General features: G+C 35.6%; 9 protein-coding genes. 6 read left to right on the plus strand and 3 right to left on the minus strand.

The annotated features are described in order from the left end of the window. Nucleotides 1-119: 119 nt before the first annotated feature. Nucleotides 120-1,475, minus strand: coding sequence for a glutathione-disulfide reductase (gene gorA, locus CJF42_RS15700; RefSeq protein WP_095367597.1), 1,356 nt, complete (start codon nucleotides 1,473-1,475; stop codon nucleotides 120-122). Between the two features lie 170 nt (nucleotides 1,476-1,645). Here gorA and prlC point away from each other — a divergent pair, with 170 nt between their 5' ends. The 5 genes from prlC (at nucleotide 1,646) to CJF42_RS15725 (ending at nucleotide 8,483) form a co-directional block, all read left to right on the plus strand. Next, nucleotides 1,646-3,685: an oligopeptidase A gene (gene prlC, locus CJF42_RS15705; protein WP_170940633.1), complete on the plus strand. Its 2,040-nt coding sequence runs from the start codon at nucleotides 1,646-1,648 to the stop codon at nucleotides 3,683-3,685. A gap of 164 nt (nucleotides 3,686-3,849) precedes the next feature. Beyond that, complete coding sequence (locus CJF42_RS15710) at nucleotides 3,850-5,058, plus strand: response regulator (RefSeq protein WP_095367599.1); 1,209 nt, start codon at nucleotides 3,850-3,852, stop codon at nucleotides 5,056-5,058. Nucleotides 5,059-5,148: 90 nt separating this feature from the next. Continuing rightward, nucleotides 5,149-5,919 carry a class I SAM-dependent methyltransferase gene (locus tag CJF42_RS15715; RefSeq protein WP_095367600.1) on the plus strand — a complete coding sequence of 257 codons (771 nt, stop codon included), beginning with the start codon at nucleotides 5,149-5,151 and terminating at the stop codon, nucleotides 5,917-5,919. Between the two features lie 119 nt (nucleotides 5,920-6,038). Then, complete coding sequence (locus CJF42_RS15720) at nucleotides 6,039-7,973, plus strand: methyl-accepting chemotaxis protein (RefSeq protein ID WP_095367601.1); 1,935 nt, start codon at nucleotides 6,039-6,041, stop codon at nucleotides 7,971-7,973. 36 nt (nucleotides 7,974-8,009) lie between these two features. After that, complete coding sequence (locus CJF42_RS15725; protein WP_095367602.1) at nucleotides 8,010-8,483, plus strand: peroxiredoxin; 474 nt, start codon at nucleotides 8,010-8,012, stop codon at nucleotides 8,481-8,483. Between the two features lie 56 nt (nucleotides 8,484-8,539). On the opposite strand, the gene CJF42_RS15730 is transcribed toward CJF42_RS15725, so the two are convergent. Further along, nucleotides 8,540-10,618 (minus strand): S8 family serine peptidase, encoded by a 2,079-nt coding sequence (locus tag CJF42_RS15730; RefSeq protein WP_095367603.1) that lies wholly within the window; start codon nucleotides 10,616-10,618, stop codon nucleotides 8,540-8,542. Nucleotides 10,619-10,862: 244 nt separating this feature from the next. Between CJF42_RS15730 and ftnA the strand changes: the two genes are divergently transcribed. Further along, nucleotides 10,863-11,387, plus strand: coding sequence for a non-heme ferritin (gene ftnA / locus CJF42_RS15735; protein ID WP_095367604.1), 525 nt, complete (start codon nucleotides 10,863-10,865; stop codon nucleotides 11,385-11,387). 47 nt (nucleotides 11,388-11,434) lie between these two features. On the opposite strand, the gene CJF42_RS15740 is transcribed toward ftnA, so the two are convergent. Beyond that, nucleotides 11,435-12,355, minus strand: coding sequence for a manganese-dependent inorganic pyrophosphatase (locus CJF42_RS15740; RefSeq protein WP_095367605.1), 921 nt, complete (start codon nucleotides 12,353-12,355; stop codon nucleotides 11,435-11,437). Nucleotides 12,356-12,479 lie beyond the last annotated feature (124 nt).

The raw sequence follows: 12,479 nt of genomic DNA on the forward strand, positions 1-12,479 counted from the left end.
ACATCATCATAGTTGGTATAAGCATGTTGTATGATTTTTCGATAGGTGGGTCATACGATAAAAAAGAGAGAGTGAGCTAAATTTAATTCACTCCTACCCTTTTTATTGCTTGCAGTTATCTACATGGTAACAAACTCTTCTGATCCAGTAGGGTGAATGGCTACTACTGAGTCAAAATCGGCTTTGGTTGCGCCCATTTTCATGGCTACAGTAAAACCTTGTATCATTTCATCTACTGAGAATCCAATGCCATGTAAGCCTATTACTTTTTCATCATCGCCCACACAGACTAATTTCATTTTACATTCTTGACGGTGTTGAGTAACGGCTGTATACATAGCTGCAAAGCCAGAAGTGTACACTTTTACGTTTTCAGCACCATATAGCTCAATAGCTTGTGATTCTGTTAAGCCAATAGTGCCAATAGGTGGGTGACTAAATACAACTGTCGGGATTAAGTCATAATCCATTTTTGCATCAGGTAGCTCAGGGTTAAATAAGCGCTCTGATAATAAGCGACCTGCTTTTACAGCAACAGGAGTCAGTTCAACACCGCCTTCCATAATGTCACCTACAGCATAAATGTTGGGAGCTGTGGTATTTTGGTATTCGTCTACTTTTACAAAACCACGTTCATTCAAAGTAACATCGGTTGCTTCGATGTTGATTTTATCTGTGCTTGGTTCACGACCGATTGCCCAAATTAATGTATCAACATTATGCTTATCACCGTTTTCTAGGTGAAGGGTAATGCTGCCATCATCTTCTTTTGTTACTTTAGAAGGGGTAGCATTTGTATGAAGTGTAGGGCCTTCTTTAGCCATGATATCTGTTAATGTTTCAACGATAAGCGGCTCAAAAGTACGTAAAGGCGAATGTTTACGTACAAATAAATGGGTTTCGCTACCTAAGCCTTGTAAAACACCCGCTAGTTCTACTGCAATATAACCGGCACCAATAACAGCTACGCGTTTTGGTTGTTCATTTAGTTCAAAAAATCCATTTGAATCAATGCCGAGTTCGGCACCTGGAATATTTGGTATGCTAGGGCGACCACCCACAGCGATTAAAATATGATCTGCAGTATAAAGTTCGCCGTTTACTTCAACGGTTTTATTATCAACAAATTTAGCAAACCCTTTGATCACATTAACGCCATTGCTAGCTAAGTATTTATCATAACCTTTATGAATGCGGCCAATATAGGCTTCTCTACTTTCAACTAATTTTGACCAGTTAAAATCTTTTATTTCAACATCAAAGCCATAATCAGGTGCATAGAGTTCTATTGCATCTCTTACTTGAGAGCCATGCCACATTACTTTTTTAGGCACACAACCAACATTTACACAGGTGCCGCCCATATGCTCAGCTTCAATCAGTGCAACTTTAGCGCCTCGCATTGCTGCACGATTTGCTGATGCGATACCACCGCTACCACCACCAATAGCGATATAATCAAAATGTTGTGCCATGTTAATTCCTTAATCGAAAATAATATTTGTTTGCGTTTAGTTCAAATTACGCAATTTCAATATATAAGATATGGTTATTATGGATTATCTTTCAAGTTAATAGCTTGTAATTTATTTCGATTGCCCCAATCTATTTTTATAATGACAAAGAATTAAAAAGAAATTATATGATAAATAACCCGCTAATTGGTCTTGAAGGACTTCCACCATTTTCAGAAATTAAACCTGAACATATCGTGCCTGCATTAAAAAAAGGTATTGAAGCTTGCAGAAAAAAAATTGATGAAGTATTAGAAAATAAAACTTTTACCTGGAATAACTTTATAGCGCCACTTGAAGTGGTTGATGATCAATTATCTCGTTTATGGTCTCCTGTTTCTCATATGCATTCAGTTGTTAACTCAGAAGAGCTAAGAGAAGCGTATGATGAGTGTTTACCGCTTATTTCTGAATACTCAACTTATGTTGGTCAACATCAAGGTTTATATAAAGCATATCAAGCGATTAAAGAATCTGAAGAATTTACAGCTTTGTCAGTAGCTCAACAAAAAGTAATCACAAATACTTTGCGTGATTTTAAACTATCAGGTATTTCTTTAAGTGAAGAGAAACAAAAGCGTTATGCAGTAATTAGTGCAAAGTTATCTGAGCTAGCTGCTAAGTTTGGTAACAATGTAATGGATGCGACTCGCGCTTGGCAAAAACATATTACTGATAAAAGCTTATTAGCGGGTTTACCAGAGTCAGCTATTGCGTTAGCAGAGCAAACAGCACAAAACAAAGAATTAGAAGGATGGCTATTTACGCTAGATTTTCCATCTTATTTACCAGTGATGACTTATGCCGATAATCAAGCATTACGCAAAGAAACGTATACTGCTTTTGCAACACGTGCGTCAGAGCAAGGACCTGATCATGGTAAGTTTGATAATTCACAAGTGATGGCTGAAGAATTAGCGCTACGTCATGAGCTAGCACAGTTACTTGATTTTAATAATTTCGCTGAGCATTCACTTGCTACTAAAATGGCACAAACAACTGACCAAGTTTTTAGTTTTTTACATGATTTAGCTAAACAATCAAAAGGCCAAGCATTAGAAGAACTTGCTGAACTTGAAGCCTTTGCAAAAGATAAACATGATATAGATAAACTTAATGCATGGGATTTATCTTATTACGCAGAAAAACTAAAACAAGAAAAGTATGCAATATCAGATGAAGTTTTACGTCCATATTTCCCTGAAAATCGAGTGTTATCAGGGTTGTTTACAACAGTAAAGCGTTTATTCTCAATTGATGTGATAGAAGTGAAAGGCATAGATACATGGCATAAAGATGTGCGCTTCTTTGAAATATTCGATGAAAAAGGTGACAAACGCGGTTCATTTTATTTAGACCTTTATGCTCGAGAGCATAAACGTGGTGGTGCCTGGATGGACGACTGTATGGGTCGTAAACCTAGGCTTGATGGTTCTATTCAATTACCTGTAGCATATTTAGTATGTAATTTTAATCGCCCTGTTGGCGATAAACCTGCATTATTTACCCATAACGAAGTGACAACTTTGTTCCATGAGTTTGGCCATGGTATACATCATATGCTTACTCAAGTTGAAGCTGGCTCTGTTGCTGGTATTAATGGTGTTGCTTGGGATGCAGTTGAGTTACCAAGTCAATTCTTAGAAAACTGGTGTTATGAAGAAGAGGCGCTAACCTTTATTTCAGGTCATTACGAAACTAATGAAGCATTACCTAAAGGTTTATTAGATAAACTTTTAGCAGCAAAAAATTTCCAATCAGCCATGGTGATGTTACGCCAGATAGAGTTTTCGTTATTTGATTTTCATATTCATGCTGATTATGATCCACAAAAAACATGTCAAATTCAAACAATCTTAAATAAAGTTCGTACAGAAACCTCTGTAATTAAAGCACCTGAATTTAATCGTTTTCAACATGGTTTTAGCCATATTTTTGCTGGTGGGTATAGTGCAGGATATTATTCTTATAAATGGGCTGAAGTATTGTCTGCCGATGCATTTTCTCTTTTTGAAGAAGAAGGGGTTTTTAATGTTCAAATAGGCAAATCATTTATGGAGAATATACTAGAGATGGGTGGCTCTAAAGAACCTATGGAGTTATTTAAAGCATTTAGAGGGCGAGAGCCTAAAGTTGACGCTTTGTTAAGGCATAGCGGAATTAGCACTTAAAAATAAGTAAATTGTAACAAGCACCTTAGGGTGCTTTTTTATTGCCATCAATTAAATAAATAGCATTGATATTGACTTTAATAAATTAGCAATTTAATTAAAGACAACTATGCTTTTTATACTTCTTTAAAAAATGGTATGCGTTGCAACAAGGGAATTTATGTATGTCAAAGATAATACTGGCAATTGATGACGATAAATTTATTCACCTTATAATAGAAGAAACACTTAAAGACTTTTGTAAAGTGATACATGCAAGTAACGGTGAAGAAGGGATCCGAAGTGCAGTAAAAAATAATCCAGATATTATATTGTTAGATGTAGAAATGCCAGGAATGAATGGCTATGAAGTATGCGAGTTATTAAAAAGAGATTCATCTACCTCAGATATACCTGTAATGTTTTTATCTGGTAAAGGGGCGTTATCTGAGCGTGTGAAAGGTTATAATTCCGGCGGTAATGACTATATAGTTAAACCTTTTGAAGTTGAGGAATTACAAGCCCGTATTGATGTTTTATATAAATATAGAAAAAACTCAGATTCATTAAAAGGAGATATTGAACAAGCACAAACTACCGCTGAAATAGCCATGACTGATTCTGGGGATATGGGTAGAGTGATGCGATATGTTGGCCAAACTTACCATACACATAATTTAAAGGCCTTAACTGAGTATTTTATGGAATTTTTTACACCACTTAACTTGCATGTTGTCGTTGTATATCGGTATCTAGGTGAAAGTAAAATTTTTAGTAATCAAGGTGCTGTATGTCCATTAGAACAAGAGTTATTTGAGAGGTGTGTTGATGGTGAGCGATTTATTGATTTTGGCGCCAGAACCATCATTAACTATCCAAACGTTTCTATTCTGATAAAAAATATGCCTTTATCTGATGCCGCATTATATGGGCGGTACAAAGATTTATTTCCTCATATTTTAGAGGCAACCAATGCGAAAGTACAAGCGATGGAAGTTAACGATCTTGTGTTAGAACAAGCAAATGAAATAACTGATACTTTTGCGCTTGTTGATCGTACTTTAAGAAATCAAATAGAAGCTCTTTATAAGCATACAGAACTATCGGTTAAACAGGTGGATGCACTTTATAATAACTTGACTAATACAATTTCGAATTTAGGGTTAGAAACAGAACAAGAAGCGTATGTATTAAATTCAATTGAAAATACTGTGAGAGAGTTAGAAAAGAATTTAGATATCAATAATGCTATCAGAACTGCTTTTGATGATGTGCTCGATTACATGGCACATATTATGGAGCAAAGAGCGTCTTTATTAGAGCGGTTAACTAAAGAGCAAGTTAATTCAGTAGCTAATGAAATAACATCACAAATTGATGTTGAATTATTTTAAAATAGGTAACGTAGTTAACTATTTAAAACTATGTTGTTTGAAAAAATCATGTTGGTATAATTCTATCCTCATTTGTAATGGGATTTCCACTTGATTATTCAAAGCAATTTAAACGATAAAAAGCAATATTTAACTTTTTTAGAAGAGCAATTTAATTTAAATAAATGGTTCGACCCTCAAAGTGACTTTTCTTTAGTTTATGATGAGCTAGGTTTGTCTCTATTAAAAACAGATGAAAAAAATCTAGGTGCAATTAGAGTTGATTTTGTAACAGGCGCTGCTGCACACAGACGAAAGTTTGGTGGTGGCAAAGGCCAAGCGATAGCTAAAGCAATTGGCTTGAATAAAGGTGCAACACCTAGTGTATTAGATGGCACAGCAGGTCTTGGAAGAGATGGTTTTGTTTTAGCTTCACTGGGTTGTAAAGTAACTTTATTTGAGCGTCATCCTGTTGTAGCCGCTTTACTGTACGATGGTCTGCAAAGATCTTACCAAGATGCTGAAATAGGCACTTGGATGCAAAAAAATATGCAAATGATTTTTGGCAGTAGTCATGACCTTCTACCATCTACCGTTCTAAAACCCGATGTAGTTTATTTAGACCCTATGTTTCCTCACCGCGAAAAATCGGCATTAGTAAAAAAAGAAATGCGTGTTTTTCAATCACTTGTTGGCTCTGATTTAGATGCCGATAACTTATTACCTGACGCTTTACTATTGGCAACAAAAAGAGTGGTTGTTAAACGACCTGATTATGCGCCATTTTTAAATGATAAAAAGCCTTCAATGAAAATAGAAACTAAGAAAAATCGTTTTGATGTTTACGTTTTAGCTGCAATGACATCAAATAATAAAATATAAATGACCCATCATATTGATAAGTAATTTCCCTGCTTGTCATGTTATTGTCATGGAAATAACATGAAGACGTCATGTTTCGGTCATACTCTTGCGTACAAATAATACACGGAGTATGAATTATGCGAGTTTCTTCTTTTACACGTCTATTAGCAATTTTATTATCAAGCGCAAGTTTAATATTAGCGATTACTTTATTTTGGGCTAGTAATATTTTTATTACGCTAGAAAAACAGGAAGATGATTATAATCAGCTGAAAAATAATATTTTAGTCTCATTTTCAGCTAATATCGAGGATTATCTCAGCACTGGAGATAGCTTAGCATTAAATAAATCAGGCCAGTTAATTGTTGATTTACAAAAAAATCAGATTAAAGTTCTTCCTAGTGATATTCAAGATCAATTAAATATAAAATTAGATTTACTTATGCAAGGTATTAATGGGAAATATCGTGCTTTAGGAAAGTTATCTGGCAATGAAAATGCTTTGTTGGATAATGCTATTCGTCAAATGTCTGGTTCAGCTATTTCACTCATTCATTACGCACAAAAAGCAAAAGACGATCAAGAATGGATTACTTCTCAATATACGGTAAAAGGGAGTGACTATTTAAATCAAGTTTTGCTGTTATCTCAATTTACTTACTCTCTTTCTACTAATTACACTCAAGAAAAAGAGAATCAAATTAATAAATATTTATTCCAATTAAATCAACTTGCACAAGAGATAAGCCAAATTCCAAATTTAGGTTTATTTGAACAAATTGATGAGGATGAATTTTTATTAACAGATGATGAGCCAGAAGATTTAGCTGAAGAAATTAAATCAGACTTAATTAGTTGGCCAAAACGTTATCCAAAAGAATTAAATAATACCATTAGCCAATCAAAAGAAAGGTTAGTAGGTGTTGCGCAACTGCGAAAAGAAATATCTGACTTAATTGCCATTGTGCTGGATGCAGAAATGGAGCTAGGAGAGCTTCAAGATGGTATAAAAAAAAATATATTAATCGTTTTTTGTATTAGTATTGGTTGTTTATTTATTCTTGCTGGCGTTGTTTATTGTGCACAATTAAAGCAAGTTTTAAAGCCGCTAACATCTTTGCGTGATGCATTTAAAGATCTTATAGAAAGCAATGATTTAAGAGCAATTGATAATTTAGTAAAACATACTGAAGTGGGGGAAATAGCAAATTACTTTAATTTATTGATTCAAAGGCAGCGTGAACAAGATAATGCCAAAGCAAAAATGTTGAATGTGATAAATGAATTTATGCAAGAGATGAGTCATAACTTAGAAAATATAACAGGGCACTCAAATCAAACAACAACGCGTGTAGATGAAAATGAATTTTTATTAAATGATATTAAAAAAATTGGTGAACAAGTTAGTTCGGTTAATGTACAAGTTGAAGGTAATGCACAAAGTACGTTTATTGCAATGGATAAAAGCTTAGATTATTCTCAATCAATGCTAAATGCGAGTTCTTTAACACAACAAAGAGTTGAGCAAGGTTTAACAAGCTTAAATGAGCTTTTAAAAGGTGTCGCTGATGTCTATAAAGTTGTTGATGTGATTCAAACCATAGCAGAGCAAACAAATTTATTAGCATTAAATGCAGCGATTGAATCTGCTCGAGCTGGAGCGCATGGCCGCGGATTTGCTGTTGTGGCAGATGAAGTTAGAAAGCTTGCTCAGCAAACTCAATGCTCTTTAAGTGATATCAAAGCTCAATTAGATTTATTAACCAAAAGTTCAGATCAAGTTTCAGTTCAGATCACTGCATTATCAGATGACTCTCAGTTGCAAACGAATAATGCAGAACAACTAAAAGTGAACTCAGAGCAGGTCGCTAAAAATGCACAGGATGCCAGTCAAGTGGCAATGCAAGCGCGAGAGTTTGCGCAAGCACAGCATAGCTTACTCGAAAACTTCTCTCATTCAATGGCTCAAATGAAACAACAAGTTGGCGAATCAGATAAACTGGTTGGTCATATCTATGAAAGCTTACAAGAACAAATGCAAAGTGTACGAACTAGCTTAGGTTTGTGTTAGCTTAGAGATATTATTTTATAAATTAAGGATATTAGTATGATACAAGTTGGCGACTTACTACCTAACGTTACATTTAACTTATTAACAGATCATGGAATGACGACTCCTAACACTGCAGATTTATTTGCAGATAAAAAAGTGGCTTTATTTGCAGTGCCAGGGGCTTTTACACCAACATGCTCTGAATCTCATTTACCGGGATTTATTACTTTGGCGGATCAGCTTTTTACAAAAGGTGTTGATAGCATTATTTGTTTATCTGTCAATGATGCATTTGTAATGAAAGCTTGGGGTGCCAGCCAAAATGCAGAGCATATCGTTATGCTGGCTGATGGTGATGCTGCTTTTACTAAAGCGATAGGACTTGATAAAGAAACAGGTGTATTTGGTGGTACGCGTTCTAAGCGTTACGCTATGATAGTGGATAATGGTGTGGTTACGCATTTAAATATTGAAGCTGAAAAGCAATTTAAAGTGAGTAAAGCTGAAGTAATGTATGAATTATTATAAAATAAAGAATAAAACGGCTGTTAAATTAGCAGCCGTATTTTAATATAAAACTATTACTAAGGTTTATATTGAGCGTCTAAAGTAACACCATTGAATGTTCTGTAAGCATTTAAGCTTAAATGCCAAGTTCCAGCCTGTGGATTAGAGAAAGTACAAGTTTCAGCATTACCATTTTTGTATGGACGACAATCATAACTGCTTGTAGTTGCTCGGCTACCAAATTTAACAAATAAATCAGCATCACCAGAACCACCAGAAGATGTCACTGTAAGTGAAGCCATACCAGCGGGCACATCAAGCGTATAATGCGCCCAGTTTCCTGCAGCCGCAGCAATATCATTTACAGTGCCACCACCAGCTTGAGGACTACCGCCAGTGCTACCTCCCGTGATATCAGCTTTTAAGCTCACACCAGAGTATGCGCTATAACCTTTGAGCATTACATGATAAGTTCCCGCTGTTGGGTTATCAATAGAACAAGTTTCAACATTACCACCTTCATATGGACGACAATCATAAGTTGATGAAGTTGGTTTAGCACCAGCACGAACATATAAGTCTGCATCACCAGAACCTCCGCTCATAGCGAAAGTTATATTAGTCGCACCACTTGGAACTTCAATTGTATAGAATATTTCACTTATTTGAGCACCAGAAAGTCCAGTTTTAGCTTCGCCATCAATAAGTACATTATCACCTGTAGGAGGAGTAGTACCCGCCCCGGCAGCAGCAACGGCAGCAGCTGCATCTACGATACCTGTACCACAGTTTGAACAAGTTGCAGGGAAGCTACGCGTCGTTGTTTTTAAAATACTTTCAATTTCATCAGGTGTTGCATTTGGTTTTACTTGTTTGATTAATGCTGCTACACCTGCAACATGAGGGGCTGCCATTGAAGTCCCTTGACTATAGTGATAGCTATCCGATGAAGGACCATTTGAACCTGAATTATGAGTTGATAATACCCCTTCAGAGTCATTAGCAAAACTTTGTGCGCCACCAGGAGCTGCAACATCAATTGTAGTACCATAGTTAGAATAATATGCTCTACCACCATTTCTACCAACGGCTGCAACATTTACAATGCCAGAACAGTTACCAGGATTGTAGTTTGCTGAATTATCATTTGAGTTACCAGCAGCAATAACAATCACGGCACCATTTGCACGTGCTGTATTAATTGCTGATTGAGTTACTGAGCTACAAGAACCTTCCCCACCTAAGCTCATATTAATAACATCAGCAGGGTTTGTATTGGTAGGTAAGCCTGAAACTGCACCGCCTGATGCCCAAATGATACCGTCAGCAATATCAGATGTTGAACCACCACATTTACCAAGTACACGTACAGGGACGATTTTTGCATTGTATGCCACACCAGCAACACCTTCGCCATTATTAGTGACTGCTGCGATTGTGCCGGCAACATGTGTACCATGCCAGCTTGAATTAGAAGCGTCATTAGTACCACATTCATTTTTTGTTACTGCATCACCAGTATCACGTGCATCAGCGTCACGACCACCACCATCGTTTGCAGCTGATACATTCGATATCATATCGTAACCAGGTAATAGGTTTGCATTTAAATCAGCATGTGGACGATAACCAGTGTCTAGTACCGCTACTGTTACGCCTGAGCCTGTAGCACTATCCCAAGCTGTTGGTAAGTTAAGGCCGCCATTGCTTTCGAAGTAGTGCCATTGGCTGCTGTATTGTGGATCATTCGGCGTTGCAAATGGTTTTAACATTTGATCTATTTCAATAAATTCAACTTGACCTGATTCAATCATTTCGTGCATATAGCTTTGTGTTTCAGAGGCCGTCATTTTTCTATTTACACGAACAACGTGATGATCTTGGATTGCCATAGAGCGTACATATTGTGTTTTAACCGCTTTGTTTGACTTGAAACCTTGAACAAAATTCTGTGCTTTTTTATTATTTGATACTGTTTGATCGCTCATTACTACTAAGTTATTTTTATACTTAATGATAAATTGGGTAGTATCGATTGCTTGGCTGGCAAGCTTTACTTTAGTTTGACTAAGGTTTAAATCAGTTGCATTTACATTTGCAGCTAATACAGCTGGAATAGCAATTGCGAGTAGTCTTTTATTAAAGCCATTATTCATTTTATATTTACCTTAATTATTGTTTTATATTCAACTATGATCAAAAAGTGATCATATTGAGAGGGGGGATGTAAATTAAATGTAACCAAAATGATAGTTTTTTTGTTGTAAAGGGTACAAAAAGTTATATATAGACTTTTAAATGGATAGACGTTTTTATATCTTGATGTAATATTGGATGCTATGTTGATTTTTACTTTTAATTACAGAACAATAGCAACTTATATTTTTTAGGAGTATTTTTATGTTAGCACCCGCTATGGTTGAAAAATTGAACGAACAAATAAATTTAGAGTTTTATTCTTCAAATTTATATTTGCAAATGAGTGCTTGGTGTGAAGATAAAGGCTTTGAAGGCGCAGCTGAATTTTTACGTAAGCATGCTAGTGAAGAAATGGAACATATGAACCGCTTGTTTACTTATGTTAGTGAGACTGGTTCCGTTCCTGTTCTAGGTTCAATTGAGGCGCCACCACATGAATTTAACTCTTTAGTTGATATCTTTATGGCTACTTATGAGCATGAATGTTTAATTACTAAACGTATTAATGAATTAACCCATGTAGCATTTACAGCACATGATTATTCGACTTTTAACTTTTTACAATGGTATGTTGCTGAGCAACATGAAGAAGAAAAGTTATTTAACGGCATTATAGATAAAATTAAGCTTGTTGGTGAAGACGGTAAAGCATTATTTTGGATTGATAAAGACTTAGCTGAATTAGCTAAAACAGATGCTACATCAATCATGGCCCCTGGAGCCTAATAAATCCACTACGCAGTGTCCTTTAAAAGAACTGCGTAGCATCATTTTTATGCGAATATTTTTTCAAGTGGTGGAACGACTTGTTTTTTACGGCTTAATACGCCATCTAACCATACTTTATTGTCGGTTGTAGCTGCAAAAGCTGATTCTATTTGAGATAAATCATCGCTAACAACTAATAGCTCAGAACCTTCTTTCATTATGTCTGTTAATAATAAAATTATGCTATGCTGGCCTTCTTCTTGCTTTAATTTTGCAATATCAGCTTCTAAATCAGGTTTCATTTCATCAAAAATAGCTAAGTCGATTACTTCTAATTGACCAATGCCAATTTTAGTACCATTCATATTAAAGTTTTTGAAATCTCGCATGACTAAATCACGCATAGGTGTATTTAATACTGCTGATTTAACTTTAAACATATCCATACCTAATTCTTTATAATCTTCAATACCAGCAATTTCAGCGAGTATTTCAACACAACGAATATCAGCTGTAGTACAAGTTGGAGATTTAAAAATCACAGTATCGCTTAAAATTGCGCACATCATCATACCGGCGATATCTTTAGGGATTTCAACATTGTGGAAATCATACATCATTTTGATAACAGTGTTACTACAACCAACTGGACGGATCCAACATTCAAGTGGTGTATCAGATGTTAAATCACCTAATTTATGGTGATCTACGATCCCTAAAATTGTGGCTTCAGCGATATCATCAGGTGCTAATGCAATATCTGAATGATCGACAATGTAAAGGCTTTCACCTGCATAGCTCATTTTAAGCAAAGGTGCCTCAAATCCAAATTTGTCTAAAATAAATTGTGTTTCAGGAGAAGGCTCTCCTAAACGTGCCGGAATGGCTTCTTCACCAATTTGGTTTTTTAAATATGCTAGAGCGATTGCTCCAACAATTGAATCTGAATCAGGTACTTTGTGTCCGACTACATAATAAGCTGGCATAAATTAGGCTCCATATAAATTTGGCGCTATTCTAACAAAACTAAAATTATATTGTAATTGTAGCTTGCAAGGTCAAACATGAAGTTTTATGAATTTGTAGTGATATTGATGGCTCATCTGCTTA

This window comes from Pseudoalteromonas sp. NBT06-2, from assembly GCF_002276045.1.
In the GTDB taxonomy this organism is placed as follows: domain Bacteria; phylum Pseudomonadota; class Gammaproteobacteria; order Enterobacterales; family Alteromonadaceae; genus Pseudoalteromonas.